22 protein-coding genes are annotated in these 19,918 nt (G+C 65.3%); 16 read left to right on the forward strand and 6 right to left on the reverse strand.

Annotated features, from left to right (window positions below; translation table 11 throughout):
* Nucleotides 1–462: 462 nt before the first annotated feature.
* Nucleotides 463–1,398 carry a hypothetical protein gene (locus BSZ40_RS10900; RefSeq protein ID WP_124913285.1) on the reverse strand — a complete coding sequence of 312 codons (936 nt, stop codon included), beginning with the start codon at nucleotides 1,396–1,398 and terminating at the stop codon, nucleotides 463–465.
* Nucleotides 1,399–1,541: 143 nt separating this feature from the next.
* On the opposite strand from BSZ40_RS10900, the gene BSZ40_RS10905 reads away from it, so the two are divergent.
* From BSZ40_RS10905 to BSZ40_RS10915, 3 genes are all read left to right on the forward strand, one after another.
* On the forward strand, nucleotides 1,542–2,429 hold the full coding sequence (locus tag BSZ40_RS10905; RefSeq protein WP_073826354.1) for a serine hydrolase domain-containing protein: 888 nt from the start codon (nucleotides 1,542–1,544) through the stop codon (nucleotides 2,427–2,429).
* A gap of 39 nt (nucleotides 2,430–2,468) precedes the next feature.
* Nucleotides 2,469–3,869, forward strand: coding sequence for a hypothetical protein (locus tag BSZ40_RS12450; protein ID WP_073826357.1), 1,401 nt, complete (start codon nucleotides 2,469–2,471; stop codon nucleotides 3,867–3,869).
* A 206-nt stretch (nucleotides 3,870–4,075) separates the two neighbouring features.
* Nucleotides 4,076–4,894 (forward strand): hypothetical protein, encoded by an 819-nt coding sequence (locus BSZ40_RS10915; RefSeq protein ID WP_187343217.1) that lies wholly within the window; start codon nucleotides 4,076–4,078, stop codon nucleotides 4,892–4,894.
* A gap of 4 nt (nucleotides 4,895–4,898) precedes the next feature.
* Here BSZ40_RS10915 and BSZ40_RS10920 read toward each other — a convergent pair whose 3' ends face one another.
* Nucleotides 4,899–5,774: an RCC1 domain-containing protein gene (locus BSZ40_RS10920; protein WP_073826363.1), complete on the reverse strand. Its 876-nt coding sequence runs from the start codon at nucleotides 5,772–5,774 to the stop codon at nucleotides 4,899–4,901.
* Nucleotides 5,775–6,061: 287 nt separating this feature from the next.
* On the opposite strand from BSZ40_RS10920, the gene BSZ40_RS10925 reads away from it, so the two are divergent.
* Nucleotides 6,062–7,234 carry an MFS transporter gene (locus BSZ40_RS10925; protein ID WP_073826366.1) on the forward strand — a complete coding sequence of 391 codons (1,173 nt, stop codon included), beginning with the start codon at nucleotides 6,062–6,064 and terminating at the stop codon, nucleotides 7,232–7,234.
* 96 nt (nucleotides 7,235–7,330) lie between these two features.
* Here BSZ40_RS10925 and BSZ40_RS10930 read toward each other — a convergent pair whose 3' ends face one another.
* On the reverse strand, nucleotides 7,331–7,837 hold the full coding sequence (locus BSZ40_RS10930; RefSeq protein ID WP_073826406.1) for a ferritin: 507 nt from the start codon (nucleotides 7,835–7,837) through the stop codon (nucleotides 7,331–7,333).
* A gap of 89 nt (nucleotides 7,838–7,926) precedes the next feature.
* Between BSZ40_RS10930 and BSZ40_RS10935 the strand changes: the two genes are divergently transcribed.
* From BSZ40_RS10935 to BSZ40_RS10960, 6 genes are all read left to right on the forward strand, one after another.
* Nucleotides 7,927–8,565, forward strand: a complete 639-nt coding sequence (locus BSZ40_RS10935) for a TetR/AcrR family transcriptional regulator (RefSeq protein ID WP_073826368.1) — start codon at nucleotides 7,927–7,929, stop codon at nucleotides 8,563–8,565.
* On the forward strand, nucleotides 8,562–9,509 hold the full coding sequence (locus tag BSZ40_RS10940) for an alpha/beta fold hydrolase (protein ID WP_073826370.1): 948 nt from the start codon (nucleotides 8,562–8,564) through the stop codon (nucleotides 9,507–9,509). Before BSZ40_RS10935 ends, BSZ40_RS10940 begins: the two co-directional genes overlap by 4 nt.
* Nucleotides 9,510–9,598: 89 nt before the next feature.
* Nucleotides 9,599–10,042: a MarR family winged helix-turn-helix transcriptional regulator gene (locus BSZ40_RS10945; RefSeq protein WP_073826373.1), complete on the forward strand. Its 444-nt coding sequence runs from the start codon at nucleotides 9,599–9,601 to the stop codon at nucleotides 10,040–10,042.
* Nucleotides 10,043–10,148: 106 nt separating this feature from the next.
* Complete coding sequence (locus BSZ40_RS10950; protein ID WP_073826376.1) at nucleotides 10,149–10,484, forward strand: VOC family protein; 336 nt, start codon at nucleotides 10,149–10,151, stop codon at nucleotides 10,482–10,484.
* A gap of 585 nt (nucleotides 10,485–11,069) precedes the next feature.
* Nucleotides 11,070–11,993 carry an ABC transporter ATP-binding protein gene (locus BSZ40_RS10955; RefSeq protein ID WP_073826379.1) on the forward strand — a complete coding sequence of 308 codons (924 nt, stop codon included), beginning with the start codon at nucleotides 11,070–11,072 and terminating at the stop codon, nucleotides 11,991–11,993.
* Complete coding sequence (locus tag BSZ40_RS10960) at nucleotides 11,990–12,817, forward strand: ABC transporter permease subunit (protein ID WP_084542828.1); 828 nt, start codon at nucleotides 11,990–11,992, stop codon at nucleotides 12,815–12,817. Before BSZ40_RS10955 ends, BSZ40_RS10960 begins: the two co-directional genes overlap by 4 nt.
* 227 nt (nucleotides 12,818–13,044) lie before the next feature.
* On the opposite strand, the gene BSZ40_RS10965 is transcribed toward BSZ40_RS10960, so the two are convergent.
* Nucleotides 13,045–13,554 (reverse strand): Rossmann-fold NAD(P)-binding domain-containing protein, encoded by a 510-nt coding sequence (locus BSZ40_RS10965; protein WP_158020905.1) that lies wholly within the window; start codon nucleotides 13,552–13,554, stop codon nucleotides 13,045–13,047.
* A gap of 367 nt (nucleotides 13,555–13,921) precedes the next feature.
* Between BSZ40_RS10965 and BSZ40_RS10970 the strand changes: the two genes are divergently transcribed.
* From BSZ40_RS10970 to BSZ40_RS12525, 4 genes are all read left to right on the forward strand, one after another.
* The gene (locus BSZ40_RS10970; RefSeq protein WP_073826384.1) at nucleotides 13,922–14,740 is read left to right on the forward strand and encodes a MerR family transcriptional regulator; all 819 of its coding nucleotides are present in this window, start codon (nucleotides 13,922–13,924) and stop codon (nucleotides 14,738–14,740) included.
* 98 nt (nucleotides 14,741–14,838) lie between these two features.
* Nucleotides 14,839–15,267: a bleomycin resistance protein gene (locus BSZ40_RS10975; RefSeq protein ID WP_073826387.1), complete on the forward strand. Its 429-nt coding sequence runs from the start codon at nucleotides 14,839–14,841 to the stop codon at nucleotides 15,265–15,267.
* A 341-nt stretch (nucleotides 15,268–15,608) separates the two neighbouring features.
* Nucleotides 15,609–16,436 (forward strand): 23S ribosomal RNA methyltransferase Erm, encoded by an 828-nt coding sequence (gene erm / locus BSZ40_RS10980; protein ID WP_073826390.1) that lies wholly within the window; start codon nucleotides 15,609–15,611, stop codon nucleotides 16,434–16,436.
* On the forward strand, nucleotides 16,433–16,903 hold the full coding sequence (locus BSZ40_RS12525) for a helix-turn-helix transcriptional regulator (protein ID WP_073826393.1): 471 nt from the start codon (nucleotides 16,433–16,435) through the stop codon (nucleotides 16,901–16,903). Before erm ends, BSZ40_RS12525 begins: the two co-directional genes overlap by 4 nt.
* Before the next feature lie 62 nt (nucleotides 16,904–16,965).
* On the opposite strand, the gene BSZ40_RS10990 is transcribed toward BSZ40_RS12525, so the two are convergent.
* The gene (locus tag BSZ40_RS10990) at nucleotides 16,966–17,709 is read right to left on the reverse strand and encodes a tyrosine-protein phosphatase (RefSeq protein ID WP_073826396.1); all 744 of its coding nucleotides are present in this window, start codon (nucleotides 17,707–17,709) and stop codon (nucleotides 16,966–16,968) included.
* Between the two features lie 104 nt (nucleotides 17,710–17,813).
* Between BSZ40_RS10990 and BSZ40_RS10995 the strand changes: the two genes are divergently transcribed.
* A complete protein-coding gene (locus tag BSZ40_RS10995; protein ID WP_073826398.1) occupies nucleotides 17,814–18,356 on the forward strand; it encodes a P-loop nucleotide/nucleoside kinase family protein in 543 nt (180 codons plus the stop codon).
* Nucleotides 18,357–18,901: 545 nt separating this feature from the next.
* Here BSZ40_RS10995 and BSZ40_RS11000 read toward each other — a convergent pair.
* Nucleotides 18,902–19,213 carry a hypothetical protein gene (locus BSZ40_RS11000; protein ID WP_073826401.1) on the reverse strand — a complete coding sequence of 104 codons (312 nt, stop codon included), beginning with the start codon at nucleotides 19,211–19,213 and terminating at the stop codon, nucleotides 18,902–18,904.
* A 127-nt stretch (nucleotides 19,214–19,340) separates the two neighbouring features.
* Between BSZ40_RS11000 and BSZ40_RS11005 the strand changes: the two genes are divergently transcribed.
* Entirely contained in the window at nucleotides 19,341–19,721 is a 381-nt protein-coding gene (locus tag BSZ40_RS11005; protein WP_073826404.1) for a hypothetical protein, read from the forward strand.
* The last annotated feature ends 197 nt before the right edge of the window (nucleotides 19,722–19,918 follow it).

Genomic DNA, 19,918 nt, shown 5'->3' on the forward strand with positions numbered 1-19,918 from the left:
AACCAACCCCAAACAAATGAGACCAGCCGACCCGATGGCCCCCAGACACAACAACAAACGCCATCACATCCAGGAAAATCAATCACCCAGCAGCTTTACCAACCGCTCTCGGCGACAGGTGGAAACATTACGCGGCATTCTTCCCTACCGTCAAATCGAAATGGCATGACCTACGCCACAGAGGCCCGAATCGTTGCAAACATGCGGAAAATTGGGGATGCGCGGGCAGCGACGAGGGGGACAAGGGGCGCCCAGGACCCAATTTTTCCAGCTCACACCGGCAGCATTGCCCCCAAAAGAGAGCTAGCTAACTTTCCGGCGCCGCACCGGGCGCTTTCCACATTGGCAGTAGGCGGTCGGCGCCCCGCGCATAAGATCAGTGGGGACAACAGCGGCAACCACCGCACGCCCAGCGCCGACAGCTTGCGCGCACGCCGAGCGGGGAAGCACCGTTCGCCGGGCTTACTGGTCAGCGGGGGCCTGATAGCCCGCCACATGCTCGGGCAGCACCTTGATCTTGCCCCATTCCTTGATGATCCCGGCGTCGGCTGGCGGGCTCTGGATGCTCAACTCAAGCCCCTCGGCGGGGATCTGCCCAGGAATGGTGAGCGAGTATTCACCTACCTCATCGGGCGCGAAAGAGCTGCAGGTGTTGTCCTTGGGCTGGTATCCCCACACGGATAGTTGCCCGTCTTCCAGTGGCGCGTCGGTGAGCACCGGCCAGAAACCGTGGCACAGGTAGATGGTGTCGCGGCTGAGGTTTTTGACCGTGTAGTCGATCTGGGTGTCGGTGCCCGAGCCAGGGGCGGGACCGATGTACGTGATGGTCACCAGGCGTCCCTGCACGCTCACCGGCTCGATGGTTTGCGGCAGGGGCGAGATTTCAGCGGCCGGCACCGTGAAATGGGCCAGGGAGACGTAGCGGTCTGCGGCCCCAGCGGTGAACAGGCCGATGGTGAGGTCCTCGTCGGCGCCGGGCGGATTCACGTCGCCCTCTAGTCGGACAGATGCGCCGGGCGCCACCTCGCCGCACTCGCCTGTTGGGGTCGCGGCCGCCGTCGGCTGGCCCTCTAGCCGCAGTTCATCGCTGACTTCCAGCTCCAGATCGCAGGTGCTGAGCGGGTGCTGCCCCCGATTAGTTACCGTGTACAAGACGTGTAGCATCTTGCCTGCGTCGGCCGGGCGTTGCAAGACGCGCTCAAGGCGGACATCGTAGGCCGCACCACGGTAGGTGGCGCCCACTCCCTGTAGTGGTTTGGCAACCACCGGCACTGATACCCCCACATGGTTGGGGGTGCTCGCTTCGTCTGCCCGGGGGGTCGCCGACGTCGCGCAGCCCCCGAGCGCCACGGCGGCCAGGAGGCAGCCACTCCACCAAACCGCTCGCGTGCCGCGCACTACTCCCCCTTGTGTTAGCTTGCCTGCCAGTTACCAAGTTACTGGGTGGCGGCGACCCACCGCCGCTGGGCGGCGCCTTGATTACGCCCCAAGAATGCGCTCACCCCGGGGCGTTTAGGGGGCAGCGGAAGGCAGGGGGGACGATGCGGAACTGGTGGGTGCGGGAGCACAGCCTGGCCTGGCAGCTGCACTTGGCGGATGGCCGCGTGTGGGAGCGACGCGGCCCGCTGCACGGCGCGGAAACCCTGGTTGAGTGGGGGTCAGTGACCAAGCCGGTGACGGCGGCGCTGGCCCACCTGCTGGCCGCCGCCGGCGTCGTCGACCTGGCCGCCCCCGTCGCCCACTACCTGCCCGCCGCGCCCCTGCCACCGCAAGTGACCCTGGCCCGCTTGGTGGACCACACCTCAGGCTTGCCCGCCGTGCCGCCCGACATCGGTTGGCAGGCCAATCCGTGGGCCAAGTACACCCCCGCCTATTTCGATGCCCACGTCGTGCCACGCCTGGGCATCGGCCAGACGCTACACGTCGGGCGGTTCTCCTACTCAAACCTGGGGTATGCGGTGCTCACGCGCGCGCTAGAAGTCGCGGCGGGGGCGAGCTGGCCGGAGCTGGTGCAGCGGAAGATCTTCGGTCCCTGGGGAATCGGCAGGGTGACGACGGTGCATCTGCCCGGCCGGGTGGCGGTGCTGCATGACCGGTGGGGCCGGGTGCGCGAACAATGGCAGGACACCGGACCGTTCGTGGGGGCCGGCGGACTGCTGTCGCCGCTATCGGGCCTGACGGATTTCGCCCGCGAGGTGGCGCGGCACCTGCCCTCGATGCCTGGGTGGATACAGGTCGGCGACAGCTGGTGGCACAACGGACAAAACCGGGATCACGGCGCGTACGTGGAGATCCGACCTGGCCGGTTTGCTATCGCGGTGCACACGGTGGGGCACCGCCCGTGGACGGCTGACCGGTTGGCTGCCCGGCTGCTGGAGAAGCTCGACACGCTCCCGCCCGACGCAGCGCTAGTTGGACAGGCCCGCTAGGCGTTGCTGGCGCCGCCGACCCGTGCGAGGCTGGCGGCCATGTATACGGAGATCCCCCGCCCGCTGCTGGAACGCCAGGCCGCGCTCCTGCTTCATCCGGCCGGGCGCGACGTCGATACCGCGGTAACGACCTGGCCCGCGCGGCTGCTGGTGGAAATCGACAGCTGGATGCGCAACGGGCGGCGCGCGGCCCGCGATCAGCCGGACCGGGAACAGGTGCTGGCGCAGCTGGATCCGGGCCTGCCGACGCTGCCGTACTGGAGCATGCAGTTCGACGGCTGGGTGCGGCAGGCAGCGGTGGAGGCCCTGGCCGCCCGCCCGGGACCAGCGGCCGACCGACTGCTGGCACTCCGCGCGACGGACCACGTGCCGCAGGTGCGCCGGGCCGCCTGGGAGGCACTGGCGGCCCGCCGGTCGGTGGCCCAGGCGGAAGCGGTGGTGCCGGTTTTGGTGGCGCTGCGGCACCGGCGCACGGCGGCCGACGCGCTGGCCCGGTACGCCGAGCTGGTCGCCGACGTGTTGGTCGGGCCGTTGTGGGCCGGTTTCCTGGCGCACCCGGAGCGGGCGGTGCGGCGGTGGGCTGTTCTCAGCCGAATCACGGCCGGGATGAGCGCGGCCGAGGCGTTGCAGCAGCTGGCGCGGGAGCACGACTCGCTGCTGGCCCGGGCGCTGACGGAGGTCGTGTGCCAGAATCCGCAGGCCGCGCCGCAGCTCCTGACGGCCCGCCGCGCCGTCGGGCGGTGCCGGGCCCTGCAGGTGGTCACTGACGATCAGCTGCCCGCCGACAGGCTCGCGGCGCTGCTGCTGGACCGCTCCGCTCTGGTGCGTCGTCGGGCCGCCTACCGGGCGGAGCGACGGGGCTGGCAGCCGCGCGACTGGTATCGCGCCCGGTGGGAGGAGCAGCACGATCCGCGGGCGCTGGCGGGTCTGCTGGAGGCGGGCGGCACGATCCCGCGGACCACGGCGCACCAGTTGTTGCGGGTCGGCTCCACCATTGAGCGACGGCTGGCCCTGCGCGCCCTGACGCGCGTGGGCATCACCCGCGCGGATCTGGCGGCGCTGTGGCCGCTGCTGACGGGCGCGGTGGCTCCGGCGGCAGTGCGCGCCCTGGCGGGCACGGGGTGCTGGGGGTGGGACGACCTGGCCGGACGCTGGCAGGAAGCGAGCAGCGTCGTGCGGCGGCGGGTGTGGCGCCTGCTGGCCAGCCGCCGCGGCTGGAGCGAGGTGCGCGCCCACCTGCTGGCCGCCACCGACCCGGCGCTGGCCCACCTCGGGGCAGCCGGGCTGGCCACCTGGGCCCGCCACCGCGCCCACCGCATGTTCCAGTCCCCCGCGCCCACCGAGCGGGCCGACATCGCCCGGTTGTTAGCGGCCGCTGACATCTCCCCTCGGCTGCGGGCCGAGGTGGCGTTCACGGCGCGGCTGGGCGGCGGGCGCTAGCGCCGCGCGCGGCCCACCCGCGGCCACCTAGGACGAGATTGGTGGCTCAGCAGTCTCTGATTAATGAGAGCAAAATTACTACTCATACGCCAACGCGTAGATGGCCGCTCAAAAATATCGATTGAGCAGCAGGAATGACACTTCCGTTGCAGCCCACCACTCTCTTCCCGCTAAGATACTGGCGTGCAACAAGGAGGTGCGCAACGATGGTTACCGTGACACGCCGAATAAAAGAGATAAAACAGCCTCGGGGCGGACTGCTGCCACTACGGGACTTTCAATGCGTGGAGATGGACAGCTTTGGACCAGTCCTGGAAAAGGAGAATCTTCACCCCAGCATCACAGGCATGGCTGTGGATTATCTCAGTCGCGCCATCACCTCCCACGATCGCCGACACGCGTTTCAGGTCTCGCTGCTCGGGGCCCGCTTGCTAGGTCGCCAGGACACTGCCTATGCACTACTCAACCAGGTGGACGGTCTCACCCACGCATCGATACGGGCAGCCTGCAAACTGACGGGATTCGACGTAGTGTACCGGGCGGGCGCAAGCTCGTATAAGCCCGTGGAAGGGATTAACCCCGACAACACCACAATTAATAACATTGCGATGATGGTAGGGCGCCTGTCACATTTTTTCGAGACCAATCACCTGCTACTGGACGGCTTCGACCTTGCAGGGGCCTACACGAAATTGATTAGGAAAGGAGACGGAGATGTGGTCACTTCTGGGGGCATGTGGGACGTAAAGGTCTCGCGCTCCAAGCCCTCAGCTAAAAACACTCTTCAGATACTGATCTACTGGCTCATGGGGCTGCGCTCGATCCATCCGCAATTCAAACAAGTAGAAAAGATAGGCATCGTCAACCCCCGACTCGGAAAAGTGTGGGAGATCGCAGTCGACATGATTCCCCCGGAGACTATCCAGTATGTCTCGACTGAGGTAATCGGCTACAAAAGAAGAAGGTCAAAGATGCTGTCCGCAGTGATCGAAAAACTCCTGACAGGTTATGGGGCAAACAAGTAGCAAGTTAACGAGGGTGTACGGCGGGCGCTAACACCGTACGCCCCAGCTCCCAGCTCGCAACATTCCCCTGTCCGCAGCTGTTGTCCCCCGCCGCCACCACGGAACCGTCGGCCCGCAACCCAAGGGTGTGCAGGGCGCCGGCTGCCACCGCCACAATGTCCCGCCACGTTCCGGTTTCACATTGACCGTGGGAGTTACTGCCCGTCGCCCGCACCCGTCCTGTCCTATCCAAGCCGACGCTGTGATAGCTCCCGGCCGCGATCTGGGTTATGTCCTGCCAGGTTTCTGCTTCTCCTGCCGGGCCCGCCGCTAAGACGCGGCCGGTAGTGGTCAGTCCCAGGGTGTGCCGTGTCCCAGCCGCCACCGCCACCAGTTCCCGCCAGTGCGCAACTTTTAGTTGCCCAAAGCGACTAATACCGGTCCCCACCGCCGTTCCTATACCCGTCAACCCGACGCTGTGCCAGTCTCCGCAAGCAACAGTGACGATGTCCCGCCAGCCAGTCACTTCGCTCTGCCCCTCGCGATTGCGCCCTGTAGCGAGCACGGTGCCGTCACTACGCACCCCCAACGTGTAGCGCCACCCAGCCGCCACCGCCTGCAGCTTGGTCCACAAGCCAACCTCGCACTGGCCGTTCCCGTTCCAGCCAACAGCAATCACGGTGCCGTCTGCCCGCAGGCCAACCGTGTGGGATCTACCCGTGTTCGCGTGCGCGTGTACATTTCCCGCCGCTACCGCCACCACTTCCCGCCAGCGAGAGACCTGGCACTCTCCAGCGCCGTCGTGGCCGACAGCCACCACCGTCCCATCACTTCTGCAGCCAACCGAGTGTCTCCGGCCAGCAGCAATAATCCCGGCAGGCGCCACAATCGGGATGCTCATGCTCCAAGTTTGCCGGACACGCGGACCCAAACCACGCAGGCGACACGCCCACCAGGTGTCGGCGGCCCGCCGACCTGTCGCCACAGCCGCTAACCTGGGGGTGTGAGCGCCCGAGGTAACTAGGCTGACCGCTTCGCCCTGGGCGAGGTGGTCAGCCGGATCCGACCAGCCCGCCCCGATCGAGACGATCGGTGTGCGAGGCATCTTTGGCCTGTCCGATCCGGCCGTCGAGTGCGTGCGACGGCCATGTCCGTGGCTACTCGGCGGTCCCTGTCCTCAGGAACCTCATGAACACCATTTCTTTTCTCTGGCGCCAGCGTGCCCTGGCGCTGATCGCGGTGGCGACCATCCTGACGTCGGCGTCCTTCGTGGTGCCGGTCTCGACCCTGTACCTGCTGGCCCGCGGGTTGACCTACCCTCAGATCTTCACTCTGGAGACCGTGCTGGTTGTCAGCATTATGGTGTGCGATCTGCCCACCGGGCGCCTGGCGGACCGCACCAGTGACCGGCTGGTGCTGGTGAGCGGATACGTCATCGGTGCCGCAGCCGCCATTGGCTACGCCGCCAGCACCACCTACGGCGCCTTCGTGCTGACCAACATCCTCAGCGGCCTAGCCATCGCCCTAGTCTCCGGTGCCGACCGCTCCTACCTGACCAGCGTGCTGGCCGACGAGTCCGAACGCCGCCTGACCGGGGTGCTCGGCCACTTCGGCGCCCTCGAATCCGTCGCGGGGGCGGTGGCGGGGGTGGCCGGGGGCCTGCTGGCGACCCGCGACATCACTTGGCCCGCCGTCGCCGCGGCCGGGGCGGAGACGCTCGGGGCGGTGGTGGTCCTGTGGCTGCCGCCCGCGCGGCGCCCGGTGGCGGCCGACGAGCCAGCGGCGCGAGTGCCGCTGCTGGCCGTCGCCCGGCAGGTGCTGGCGACCCCGGTGCTGTGGCTGACGGCGTTGCAGCCGTGGATTTTGGTGGGAGCCGCTTTCTACCTCAACCAGCCACGCTGGCAGGCCACCGGGATACCACTGCAGTACTTCGGCGTCGTGCTGGCGCTTGCGCAGGTCGCGGCGGCGCTCGGGTCGCACGTCTCCGAATCGTTGGCGCGCCGGTTTGGCTCGCCGACGGCGTTCGTTGCCGCGACGACGCTGGCCACCGCGGCCGGGTTCGGCCTGTTGGCGGTGCCGCACGGGGCGGCCACCGTCGTCGGCTTCATCGTCGTGCTCGCTGCCTCGGCGGCGCGCGGCCCGGTGGCCGGGGCGCTCGCCACGCTGGCGGCGCCCGCCCGCACGCGAGCCACCACTCTCTCCCTGGTCACCACCTGCGGCAGCCTGATCGGCGTAGCGGTCAATCCGCTTGTGGGGCTGCTGAGTCAACACAGTGTCACGGCGGCCTGCTGGGCGGTAGCCGGAGTCCTGGGCGGCTTTGCCCTCGCCTGGGCGCGCCTCAGGCCCCCGGCCGAGGATTAGGTCGCCGTCGACGTCGGCGGCCCCGGGCGCAAAACGCCGGTCCGGTCCCCGCACCTTTGGGAGCGGGGACCGGACCGGCGTTTGGGGCAGCTGAGGCTATTCGGCATCTGCCGAGCCGCGAGCGCCCAGTTCCTCGTCCAGGCGCAGCAGACCGTTGCCGTCGTTGCCGATCAGCTTCACGCGGGAGATGATCGCCCCGACGCTGGCCTCCTCCTCAACCTGCTCTTCCACGAACCAGTTCAGCAGCGGCATGGCATCAATGTCGCCGGTGGATTGGGCGAGGCGATACAGGGTGCGGATCTGCTCCGAGACCTTCTGCTCGTGGGCCAGGGCCGCTTCGAAGGCGGACAGCACGTTGTCGACGTGTGCGGTCTGGGCGGCGATCTGCCCGACCAGCGGGGTGGCGCCGCGATCCAGCATGTGCGCGGCGAACTTGTCGGCGTGCACGAGTTCTTCCTCCGCCTGGGCCTTGAACCAAGCGGCGATGCCCGGCAGATCCAGGGCCTCCATGTCCAGCGACAGCTGCCGGTAGACGACGGCCGCGGCGATCTCGTGGGTTACCTGGGCGTTGATGGCGTCCTTCAGTTCTCCAGTAAGTTCCATGTCGCAAGCATAGAGGGCGGGCGGGGCGTTGCCGCGGCAGCGGGGGTCGCCGCCTGCGCCCACCACCCGGCGAGTGTTAAGCTCCCCACATGGCTAACGAACGTTCGCTTACCCGGGATCGGCTGCTAGACGCCGCCCTCGCCCGGTTCTCGACCCACGGCTGGGCAGGCACCTCAATCCGCGCCCTCTCCCAAGACGTCGGCATTCGCGAGAGTTCCGTCTACAAGCATTTCTCCTCCAAGCAGGCGATTTTTGACGCCCTGCTGGCCCGGGCCGAGTCCCGCCTCGCGGAGGTTGCGGACGGGTTGGAGGTGTCGATCACCGCCACCTCCGCCGCCCCCGGTTACCGTGACATCACTGCCGACCGGCTGGTCGAGGTGGCCCACGGATTCTTCGACGCGATGCTGCACGACCCCGAATTGCGGGACCTGCGTCGGCTGTTCATCACCAACCAGTACCGGGACCCCGAGATCGGTCGACGCCTGCGCGGCTACTGGCTCGAAGCCCCCTTGACTTTCCACACCGAACTGTTTTCCTCGCTCTTTACCACGGAGGACTTCCGCCCGGGCCTGGACCCGCAAGCCACTGCTGTGGCCTTCTTCGGCCCGATCTGGTTCCTGCTGCAGTACGCCGACTCTCCCGGGGCAGACAGCGAACAGCAGGCCCGGCAAATGCTTGCGGCCCACATCCGCGATTTTCGCGCTACCCGATTGCGGAGTCGGCCATGAGTCCGCATCTGCGCCCCGTTGCTGCCGCCCTCACCGTTGGCGGCGCCTGCCTGGCCACCACCGTCGGCTTCCGTCGGACGCTGCGAGCCGCCCGCATTCGCCTGGCCAGTTACCAGACGCGCACGCTGATGCTGCCCACCGGGCCGGTGACGTGCACGCAGGGCGGCAGGGAGGATGGCCCGCCCCTGGTCGTGCTCCACGGAATGTTTGGGGGCTACGACCAGGGCCTCGACGTCGGGCGGCAAGTGGCGCCACACTGCCGCCTCATCGCACCGTCACGCTTCGGATACCCCGGCACGCCCGTGCCAACCGACCACTCCCCGCGGGCACAGGCCGCCCAGGTGCGCCAGCTATTGGACGCGCTTGCCGTGCCCGCCGCGTTCATCCTCGGCGCGTCCGCGGGCGGCACCGCCGCCCTGCGTTTCGCGTTGGACTACCCGGACCGGACCCGCGGCTTGCTGCTGCTGTCCGCCGCGCTGCCGGAACCCACCCGGCCCCACCAGCCCGCCAAGCGCCTCGGCCCGCCGCGCTGGTTGTGCCGGGACTTCGCCATGTTTGCGCTCAGCCCGTTCTTTCCCCTCGCACTCGGCATGCCGCGCGACATCCTGGGCACCATGTTGCCAACAGCGGCCCGCCGAGACGGGGTAGCCCTCGACGGGAGTATCAACAACCCGGACATGGCACGCCACTATGACGACTATCCCGTCGAGCAGCTCCGCTGCCCAACACTCATCCTCCAAGCCCGCGATGACAAGCTTGCCTCCTACCAGCGCGCACAGGCTGCACTGCCCCGGTTCCCCCGCGCCCACATGCACATGTTCAACGACGGCGGCCACCTCATAGCTGCTCACGGGGCGGAAGTGCGCAGCATCGTGGCGCAGTTCATCGCGGCCCCCGCCCTATTTGTCAACCAGCGCGCCTCATCCGGTGTATATGGCGGATGAGGCGCCCCCATAGCTTTCTAGGGCGACCCGCCGAAGGTAACTAGCCGTGACCGCTCGACTCGGCGCCCAAAAGCACCTACCATTCTTATGTGCCAAATAACGATTCGGTGGAGGTTATTCGCGCTTGGTGGCGCCTGGAACGTGCACGCGCCAAGTTCGACGCGCAAGTTAAGCGCGACGCGGGTGTGACCGGCTCGCAACTGGCACTGTTGCGAATCATCGACGAACGCGCTCCCGTCTCGATCCGCCAGCTCCGCACCGACCTGGACTGGCACCCCGCCTCGCTCGGACAAGCGATCCAACGTCTAGAGGACCGCACCCTGGTCGCCGTGACGCCAGACCCGGCGGACCGGCGACGGCGAATGTGCCACCTGACGGACGCGGGACGCTCCCTGCTGGCCCGCACCCCGCTGATTGGACCAGTGCGGCTGCGCTCACACCCGGCGAGTCCCGCTGACTTGGCGGCAATGCGACGCGGATTCGAACTGGCCCTGACCGCCTTCGGGCTGGAGGGCTGGAGCGAGGATTCTTAGGCGGAGTAAGCAGACCGCCGCAGCCCTACCCCCAAGCTCCGCGCCGCCTAGATCCTCCAGCCCTCCCGCTAATCCCACCCAGCACGGTAGAAAGACGAGGAAACCAGTGATTGAACCATTGCACCTGGACAATGTGATCGTGTCGGTTCCGGACGTAGCGGCGGCCGCCGCCTGGTATCAGGACCGCGTCGGCTTGACCGCAGTTCTTGTCACCGATGCGATCGCCGTCCTCCATACCCGCGACCGCGGCCCCGGCCTCTGCCTCAAACACAGTCTCACCGCCACCGGTGGAGCCACCGTCTGGTTCGAGGTCGCCGACGCCCGCGCACTGGCCGCCGAGTTTTCCGCGACTCCGCAACGTATCCGCACTGGGTGGGTGATCGAGTTCCAGGATCCGTGGGGCAACACCATCGGGCTGACTGACTACCAAGAACATCCCTGAGCAGACCGGAGGCGAATACCGGTTGAGCGAAATTTTAAACGCAGCGAAACCATCCGCACGTCAGCAAACGGTGTTACCCTGTTGTCCACAGGTAACAGGTAGCACTTTTTCTCCCCCAGCAAGCCACGCAAATCCATTAATCAACGCGAGGGAAACATGCCCCGTAAGCCGCCCAGTGAAAGGCGAAAAGCTAGGGCGAGATATAGCCCATGCTGTCCGCAAGTCTGTGACGATTGGATGGATGCAGAAACGCCGCAACCGGAATTTGCCCTTAAGATATTAGCCAGCTAAGTTTAAAGAACTTAAGGCCAGGGAAGCGTCTCGCTCTCGCGCATAGAGCACGTGCCGTGGCCGTCTACACCGTCAGCTAAGTCCTTCTACCTAACACTCGAAACCGGATCTCATCCTCGTCCGATGAAAGACGCAGGACCTCCCCCATCCCGCTCACACCAGTACGGTAGGACGCCCGCACCTGCGCTCGCAGGTCACCACTGATACCTCCCATATCCGCGCAACTCTAGTTGCGTGAAATAGCAGGGTCTCAACCCCACTGAAGGCGACGCCACAAGCAGAGGAGAACCCCAGATGGAAGTAGTCATTGAAACAAGAGGACTGCGCAAGTCATTCGGAAAGGTCCACGCCGTTCGCGGCATTGACCTCACGGTCAAGCGCGGCAGCATTTATGGCCTGATTGGCCCCAACGGCGCAGGAAAGTCCACGACTCTTCGGATGCTGGTAGACATCATCCGCCCTGACGACGGCACGGTGTCTGTTCTAGGCGAGGCTCCTAGAATGTCGAAGCCAGAGTTACGACGCCGCATCGGCTACCTGCCAGGCGAGATCAGGCTCACCGAACGCATCTCCGGCGAATCTGTACTGGAGCACTTCGCCAGCATCAGTGGCCCTGTCGCACCCGGCACGATCCAGGAGTTGGCCGAGCGACTAGAGCTCGACCTGCACCGACCCGTTCGCGCCCTATCGAAGGGAAACCGGCAGAAGCTCGGACTGATCCAAGCTTTTATGCACCGTCCCGAGCTGCTGATTCTCGACGAACCCACCAGCGGGCTTGACCCCCTGATGCAGCGTGAGTTCCTGAGCATGATCCGCGAGGCTCAGGGCAACGGCCAGACTGTCCTGCTCAGCTCACACATCCTGGGAGAGATCCAACATGCAGCGGACGCGGCGGCAGTGCTTGCTCGCGGCACCATTGTGGCCGAGGGCGATATCACCTCCCTACGGCTCCGCGGATCCTCCCGACTGCGCGCTGTGTTGGAAGGTTCCGACGCCCAGCGCGTGCAGGCAGCACTCGAAGAAGTAGTGCAGCTCACGGATCTGGTCGTTCGTGAGGCCGGAGACCAGCTGATTCAGGTGTCGGGCCTCCTGCGTGGGGAACCGGACTCTGTCGTGAAGATCCTCGCGCGTCACACGATTCGCGACCTGACCCTCGAGGAGCCCGATCTTGAGGAGTCGATCCTGGAACTCTACGAGAATACGGAGACCCAGTCATGACAACAGCGACGACACAGGCGCCAAGCGAACGCACCAAGCTGCCGATTCTGCGCTGGCAGCTTCGTAGTGGACTTTGGGGTCTCATCGGATGGTGCGTTGGACTAGCGCTGACTCTGCTCCTGTATCTGTCCGTTTACCCCAGTATTCAGTCCCCTCAGCTGAAAGACATGATCAATTCCCTGCCCAAGCAGATTTCGGGAACCCTCGGTCTCGATCGGATCGCTACCGGTGCGGGTTACACCCAGGCCACTTACTTTGGCCTGATCGGCTTTCTACTCGCAGCGATAGCTTGCATCATCTGGGGCTCGCAGTCGGTTGCCGGGGAAGAGAGCTCTGGCCGACTTGAGTTGACGCTATCCCATGCCATCAGCCGTGGGCAATACGCGCTGGAAAGCTTCATCGCACTCATCGTCCGGATCTTGGCCCTGAGCGCCATGACTATCATCGTGCTCCTCCTCCTGAACGGCCCCTTCAAACTCTCATTGGCAGCAGGCAACATCGTCATTACCACGGCGGCATGGGGCGGTCTGGTCTTAGTAGCCGGATCCACCGCGCTGGCTGTCGGTTCAATGTCAGGTCGCCCAAGCTGGTCCATCGGTGCGGGAGCAGCCGTCACAGTTACAAGCTATGCCTTCGACGCAGTGTCAAAGTCCAGTTCCTCACTGCAGTGGCTGTCAAACATCTCGCCCTATTCTTGGGCCTTCGGCGACGATCCGCTGAGCACCGGACGAGGGTGGGGAGGCATCGCCCTGTTGGGCGGACTGTCAATCCTGCTCTTCGGTCTCGGATATTGGGTGTTTAGCCGCAGAGACCTCCACGGCTGAGCAATTCCGTGTATCAATATCTTCTTCACTCGGTCCCACAGCCGAATCTTTAGCTACCTGATGCGCATGGTTGGACCCCAACCACTCACGCTAGCGAGGAACGGCAAACCTCGCCCACCGTTTACCCGATAGTCCCGGGAGCCAGTGGCGCGGGGATCGACGAAGTCGGCGGGTGCCGCGGCCAGGTGATAGAGCCCCGGGAGACAGTACCGGAGAAACGTGGCCCGCTACGCCACGGACAGGTCACCGACCGCATGCTCCCGGCAATCGCCGCGCAGAGCCGTGAGGGCACCTTGGGAAATCTGCTCGTGTGTCAACCAGGACCGTCCGTCCGGCCCGGCGACACTGCCCAAGTACACCTCACACAGGTCGCCGACGCTGGGCCGGTAGGACGCCCGCGCCTTCGCGCGCGGGTCACCGCTGGCACTTCCCCACAACCGCACAACTCGAGTTGCCTGGGAGAGCACTGGTTCGATCGCCTGCGTAACGGCGTCGCGGTGTGGTTGGTGCACCCAGAGGAGCACGCCGCGCACTTCCCGGCCCGCGACGGCTTCCAGGCAGAGTTCCGCGTAGTGTGCCGGGTGACTCCAGTCGGCGTCGATGGCGGCCACGCTGCCCGCCACCCCTGATAGGGCGCGGCTGGCGCGTCGGGCCGCGACCACTACCTCCTCGCTTTCCCGCAGGAGGTGGCGCACCGCCGGGAGCAGCATCCCCGTTCCACCTAGCACCAGAATCACACCCCGTCTGCTGCCCCGAGTGGAGTCTGTGCGGCCAGATTCCTGCCGGTTGGCGGCCGGTTCGAGTCTGGCTGCTTGGGTATCCGCCACGGTTCCTCCTCAACTGTCCACGCCCCGGCCGGGCACCGCCTGCTCGTCTGACCACCCTAGTTGCTCACCCACGCGCCTCATCCGGTGTATATGGCGGCTGAGGCTCCCCCTTAGCAAAATAGGGCGGTCTGGTTCGAGTCCCTCCGGGCGCGCAACAGGCCCCGATCCCCCATGGCTGTCTTGGGCGGTGTCGCAGCCACTACCCCCATGCCCGATCACCAGTTTGGGCGGCAGCTTGAGTTGCTCCTCACACTGTGGCAGGTGATTGACTGGCCGCATGCTATCTATCGGAACATTCGCACAGATCGGGCAAGTTACTCACCGCCAACTGCGGCACTGGGACGCTGCCGGTCTCCTCGTGCCCGCTCACGTGGACGCGACCACCGGCCACCGCTCCTACGACCCGTCGCAGCTGCGCCAGCTGCACAAGATCGTTGCCCTGCGTCGGCTGAACTTCAGCATGAGCGATATCGCAGCGATGCTCGGCGAGGAAGTCTCCACAGAGTTCCTCGCCCAACGATTGCGGGCGCGGCGGGCGGAGGTCGAGCGGGAGCAGCGCGTAGCGGAGGCCCGCCTCGTTGACGTGGAGAGACGGCTGCACCTACTGGAGACGGAGAAAACCACGTCCCCCATCGAGTACATCGAAAAGCCCCTACCTGCCTTGCGCCTGGCCGCGCACTCCGCCCTCCTGCCCGAGCAACCCGACATCGCCGGTTTTGTTGGCCCGGCCTTCGACGCGGTCTCCAACATCATTGGCGACGTGCCCGGTGCTCTGGATCATCCAGTCGCGCTCTACGAATCGACGGAGAGCGGCATGCGGGTCACGGTCGGCTACACCTACGACGGGCAGCCGCGGGCCGGATTTGAAATCGTCACGGTGCCCGCCGTGGTTACCGCCCTGTGCGCCGTCCACCTCGGCTCCATGGACCGCATCGGGACCACCTGGCAGCAACTTCACACGGCAATCGTGGAACGCGGCTTCATCCCCTCTGCCGCCTGCCGCGAAGTCTATATTCGGGCCTACCCCGACGACCAAGCCGACTGGGTCACAGAGCTGCAGCAACCAATCGAGCTACCGCCAAGGGCAGGCCGGTGACCAGCAGCCCCTCCCGGTGCATCGTGCACTCTGCGCGGCCCTCATAAGCCAGGCAGTCAATACCTCCACCGCACGGGTTCAACTGGAAAACTATTACCGTGCATGATGCTCCTGCTCTGGTCCCTGAACTGACGGTAACGAATCTCGGTGCTTCCTTGCGTTTTTGGTGCGACCTGCTGGGTTTCGAGGTGCTCTACGACAGGCCCGAGGAGCGCTTCGCCTACCTAGTCTTAGGGAACGCACACGTCATGCTCGATCAGGTCGATATCGCAAGAACCTGGCAACCAGCGCCCCTGACCCCACCTTTAGGGCGCGGGATTAACTTCGAGCTCTCCGTGCCCGACGTGTCCCTGCAGCTGCGACGGCTGCGCGCCGCAAACTGGGCCCTGTTTATGGAACCAGAGGAGAAGTGGTACCGGGTCGGCCTGGCGCAAGAGCTTGGCGTCCGGCAATTCCTAGTGCAGGATCCAGACGGCTATCTCGTGCGCCCGCAAATGTCTCTGGGGCACCGCACACTGGAGCATTAGTCGCCGCTCTAAGGTGCAGAATGCGTGGCAGCTTCGCCGAGTTCCCTCATGGAGCGAATCGAAGGTGTGGAGGCCCGGCGGCCCTGGGCGAGCTCGGGACTCGTGCAGGCCTGCAGTGATACGGATCTGCGCATCTTTGCGAGCGCGGGGAATTATCGGCTCATTTCCTGGCGACGAGGCTCCTACACTGGCTGACATGTTTGTTTACGGCACTGCTTCGCTGCGTCTGCGCAGCCGCTAACGGCGGCGAGCACCTCCCCCGTTGCTGCTCCCGCCCCCGGTGATCATGGCCGGGCGGCTCTTTCAGCGTGCCCGGCTCCGCAACAATCACGGAGCAAACAGTGCCTACCTATCGACACGGCCGTCACGAGCACGGCCAAAACTTCCTCACTGACCCATCTGCCATTGCCGCGATCACCCGACTCGTGGCGACCACCAAGGGCCCGATCATCGAGATCGGACCCGGCGAAGGAGCACTCACCATCCCGCTGGCCCAGCTCGGGCGACCAGTGACAGCGGTCGAGATCGACACCCGGCTCGCAAGACGTTTGGCCGAACGACTCCCACCACACGTCGAAGTCATCGCCGACGATTTCCTGACCTACCAGCTTCCCGCGTCTGCGTACGTGCTCATCGGTAACCTGCCGTTTCACCAGACCACAGCCATGCTGCGCCACATCCTGCATGCCCCCGCCTGGACAGATGCAATCGTGCTCGTGCAGTGGGAAGTTGCGCGGCGCAGAGCAGGCGTTGGCGGCGCTACGCTGATGACCGCGCAATGGGCGCCCTGGTTCAAGTTCACACTGCACACTCGCGTTCCTGCCCGCGCTTTTGCCCCACGTCCGGGAGTCGACGGCGGAATCCTCACTGTCCACCGCCGCGAGCATCCGCTCCTGCCCTTGGCGCAACGGCACCAGTTCCACGCACTGGTCCACCGCATCTTCACCGGCCCCGGACGTGGGTTAGCTCAGATCCTCGCCCGCCACACCTCACTCGGCTCACCACAGGCGGCACAGGCATGGTTGCGACGCCGCGGCGTGCCTTCCACCGGGCTGCCGAAGGACATGCCAGTTGAAGCATGGGTGGATTTGTTCAAGACCACGGGCTCCTCGCCGCCAGTACGCCGTTCGCCGACGCAGCGGTCGCATCCGCGGAGGCTTCGCCGATGAGCATCGCAAGGCACCGGCAGACCCGTCCAGATACAGCAGAGACCAGTGGGGCCGCGGAGCTAAGCGCCAGTGAAACGGCCGCAGAGCAGGCGGCACGCCTACTCACAGAAGCTCCAGAACGAGACTGGCGACTCCGTGACCTTGCCGCGTTGGTCCATCTTTCCGTGTCACAACTGGGCAGGGTGTTCGCGCAGCGATTCGGGATGCCGCCCATGCGGTACCTGGCTCACGTTCGGGCCCGTCGGCTGGCCGAGCTCCTAGTAGAGACCGACCTTCCAATCGGTGTCGCCATGAGCCGCGTCGGGTGGCACAGCCGTGGCCATGCCGCCAGGCAGTTCACCGCCATCGTCGGAGTCAGCCCGTCCAATTATCGGCGCACTGCGGTCGATCGGACGATCTGCAGCGAGACAAACACGAGATCATCGGCATCGCCGGGCAGCCCGGCAACAAGGCCAGGAGCGCCTTGAGACAGTCGGCAGGGACTGAATACCGCGACCCCTACCCACCCAGTCGACATACACGCGACAAGTCAGCGCGTTGGCTCCGGTGCGACGAGGAGGGATCTGAGCCTGGCCCTGGTCCGATGGCTGAGCTGGATTGTGTCGAGATGGGTGGCGACGTCTTGGGCAAAATCGACCACCAACGGATGGATCTTCTCCACCCAGTCCTCGACCTGCTCAGGCTTCCAGGCAGCTTGTCGATCGTGGGTCGGCTGGTGGCTGGCGATCCCCGCCATGGCCCGCACCGATAATGCGTAGTCATCAGCAATAACTTCCGGCGCCACCCCGGCGTTGGCGAGGAGGAGGCTGGTGATCATTCCTGTGCGGTCCCGGCCAGCGCTGCAGTGCACCAAGACGCCGGGCGTCGCCTCCGCGATGGCCTCTAACGTGGCTCGCACCATGGCGGGCAGGATCCGCAGGTTGTGTCGCCAGTACGCCGGGGAATCGAGAATGGGAAAACAAGTTTTCTGGAACTCGGTGTTCTCGTGGTCTTCGGTAGGGGCACTGATGATCGTCACCGATTGGGGAACCGCCGCACCAGGGTCCTCCTCTCGGACGCCAACCTCGTAATCGCAGCGCAGATCGACCACGGTATTGAGTCCCCAGGCGCGAGCTGCCTGCCAACCGATATCGTCGAGTAGTTCGCGCCGGGGGCCACGGGCGATCCTTCCGAACTGCGTCGGACCCTGCGGCGTCACCAGGCCCCCAAGGTCACGCACGTTCGGTACCTCTCCCCACGTAAGCTCTCGCGTCCCACGATGATAGGCAGACAGGTAATCATGCGCCTAGTCTCATACCGGTGCGCGCGCGCAAGCCTGCGCTGGTTTATAGGGGTTCGGCCGGTCCGTCTCCCATCGGTCCAGGTAGTGTCAAGCACATGTCAACGTTGATCGTCGTGTCCGGCTTGCCCGGAACGGGGAAGACCACGCTGGCGACCGCACTCGCCGCCCACCTTAAAGCCGCATACCTACGGGTCGACGTCGTGGAAACACCGCTAGTGAAGGCCGGAATTGACGTGGGACCGCTGGGCTACGAGATTGTGCGGCAGTTGGCGGCAGCGAATCTGGCGATCGGTACGACGGCAGTCGTCGATCTCGTTAACCCGTTGCCCGTTACCCGGCAAATGTGGCCCGCACTGGCAGCCGGGACGAACGCTGCTCTCGTCGTGTTCGAGTGCGTGCTGCCGGACGCCGACGAGCACCGACGACGTGTCGAGAGTCGGGTCCCGGACCTGCCCGGGCAAGTCGTGCCGACTTGGCAGGAGGTTGTCAGCCGCGAGTACATTCCTTGGGACGAGCAGCGGGACGGCACCCGCCACGTGCTCGACACCTCGGACTTAGCGACTGCCTTCACTCTGGCGCTGGCACTCTGCCAGCCGCGGGTGTCCGGCTCCGGGCAAGGGGCATTACCGTGGACATGATGGTCTCACTGTGAGGTGCCGACGCTTCGCTTAGATACCCCCAGCCCTGTCCGCTAACTGCGCCGACACAGCCCCCGATACCTAACCTGTATGGTCAGTACTTCCTGAGACAGGAGGGCAGCACCGGCGCTCGACGGCGTCGTTGACGGCTGGATCTCCGATTCCCGGAGGATCGCCGGGCTGGCCGACGGCGTGGAGCAGGTCGTCTCTTGCCTCGGGGTCACGACACAGAAGGCCGACGTCTGGGCCATCGACCACGACGCGAACCTGGCCGTGCTGCGCGAGGCCGAACGAGCCGGAACCCGGACCTTCTGCTAAGCGAACGTACTCAACGGCAGCAGCTGCCCGGCGCGGCTGACGCGCGCCAAGGCCGCATTCGTTGAGAGCCTGGCCGCAGCTCCCTGACCGCGCAGGCCATAGACCCGCCCGCCTACTTCTCAGACATGACGCAGGTACTGCAGATGGTCGCCGCAACCGTCGCATGTGGGCGTTCAAACCCGTGGACGGCCAGCGAATCAACCCTTTCCACGACGTCGTCGGCGCACCTACGGGCACGCACCGCCTGGCCGACTTCTGGGCCGAGCATGCAGGCCTGGCATGAGTGCCCGTCCCTGCGCCATTGACGGGGGTTCCAGAGCCTGATTGATGCGTTCCAGTACCTCTCTCACCTGCGCCTGTAGCTCAGGCGCCTCCCCCGCGTGCAGGAACTTGGAGAGCACATGCCGCACCCCCATCAGGATCTCGCCACCTGTGGCCCCGGCCTCCACCAAGTCGACAACCCGCGTCGCAACCTCGCCCTGTCCCGCAGCCCTAAGCGCATCTACTACGAGCTCAATCTCCGTGTACAGATTCCTCATGTCGCTCCCCCTGGCGGCCAATCATCCTACGGTAGACCTGTTTGACACGATTGAGCATTGGCCCCGGCGACGTCGGATCCAGTAGTCAAAGTGGCACATCGACAATATGTGACGGAGGAGAATGGCGATGGCTCCATCCAAACGACTGACACTCGTCGGCTACTGGGATGGTCCGCTAACCGGCCCCGGCTGGCCGACAGCGGAGGACTTTGTCGACCCAACTTGGAACACAGAGGAGCGCGAACTCGTCGCAGATTATCTACAAGGCGGCCTGGTGGCACGTCGTTACATGGGCTACTCAGCCTGCCGTTTCTGCGGCCGTAACAACGGCTGCCTAGAGTTTACCGACGGTCGCTTCGTGTGGCCCGAGGGCCTGGCCCACTACGTCCTGAATCATGACGTGCGCCTTCCAGAATATTTCGTCACGCACGTCCTCGAGACGATCGACTATCTGGAAACGGCTGACCGTGACGAAGACTGGTGGCGACAGATCAGCCCTCCCGCCTGAAAGGCCCGTCAACCCAACGGCCCACCCAGCTGGACCCATATGGGAAATTGAAGCGTCCTGGGTTTGGTTTTGTGTCTTAGCAAGGAGAATTGGAGTATGCCCAAGAAGTTCGGTCCTGAGTTGCGTGATCGTGCGGTGCGGATGGTCTATGAGCGTCAGGCCCGCCAGGGTGGTCCCCGTGCAGCATCGATCCGTGT

Origin of the sequence: Buchananella hordeovulneris, assembly GCF_001907235.1 — a bacterium.
Taxonomy (GTDB): domain Bacteria; phylum Actinomycetota; class Actinomycetes; order Actinomycetales; family Actinomycetaceae; genus Buchananella; species Buchananella hordeovulneris.

Bases quoted from the DNA above. Each gene is read 5' to 3' on its own strand.
- BSZ40_RS10905 (WP_073826354.1), top strand. From the start codon at position 1,542: ATGCGGAACTGGTGGGTGCGGGAGCACAGCCTGGCCTGGCAGCTGCAC.
- BSZ40_RS12450 (WP_073826357.1), top strand. From the start codon at position 2,469: ATGTATACGGAGATCCCCCGCCCGCTGCTGGAACGCCAGGCCGCGCTC.
- BSZ40_RS10915 (WP_187343217.1), top strand. From the start codon at position 4,076: ATGGTTACCGTGACACGCCGAATAAAAGAGATAAAACAGCCTCGGGGC.
- BSZ40_RS10920 (WP_073826363.1), bottom strand. From the start codon at position 5,774: ATGAGCATCCCGATTGTGGCGCCTGCCGGGATTATTGCTGCTGGCCGG.
- BSZ40_RS10925 (WP_073826366.1), top strand. From the start codon at position 6,062: ATGAACACCATTTCTTTTCTCTGGCGCCAGCGTGCCCTGGCGCTGATC.
- BSZ40_RS10930 (WP_073826406.1), bottom strand. From the start codon at position 7,837: ATGGAACTTACTGGAGAACTGAAGGACGCCATCAACGCCCAGGTAACC.
- BSZ40_RS10935 (WP_073826368.1), top strand. From the start codon at position 7,927: ATGGCTAACGAACGTTCGCTTACCCGGGATCGGCTGCTAGACGCCGCC.
- BSZ40_RS10940 (WP_073826370.1), top strand. From the start codon at position 8,562: ATGAGTCCGCATCTGCGCCCCGTTGCTGCCGCCCTCACCGTTGGCGGC.
- BSZ40_RS10955 (WP_073826379.1), top strand. From the start codon at position 11,070: ATGGAAGTAGTCATTGAAACAAGAGGACTGCGCAAGTCATTCGGAAAG.
- BSZ40_RS10960 (WP_084542828.1), top strand. From the start codon at position 11,990: ATGACAACAGCGACGACACAGGCGCCAAGCGAACGCACCAAGCTGCCG.
- BSZ40_RS10970 (WP_073826384.1), top strand. From the start codon at position 13,922: ATGCTATCTATCGGAACATTCGCACAGATCGGGCAAGTTACTCACCGC.
- BSZ40_RS12525 (WP_073826393.1), top strand. From the start codon at position 16,433: ATGAGCATCGCAAGGCACCGGCAGACCCGTCCAGATACAGCAGAGACC.
- BSZ40_RS10995 (WP_073826398.1), top strand. From the start codon at position 17,814: ATGTCAACGTTGATCGTCGTGTCCGGCTTGCCCGGAACGGGGAAGACC.
- BSZ40_RS11000 (WP_073826401.1), bottom strand. From the start codon at position 19,213: ATGAGGAATCTGTACACGGAGATTGAGCTCGTAGTAGATGCGCTTAGG.
- BSZ40_RS11005 (WP_073826404.1), top strand. From the start codon at position 19,341: ATGGCTCCATCCAAACGACTGACACTCGTCGGCTACTGGGATGGTCCG.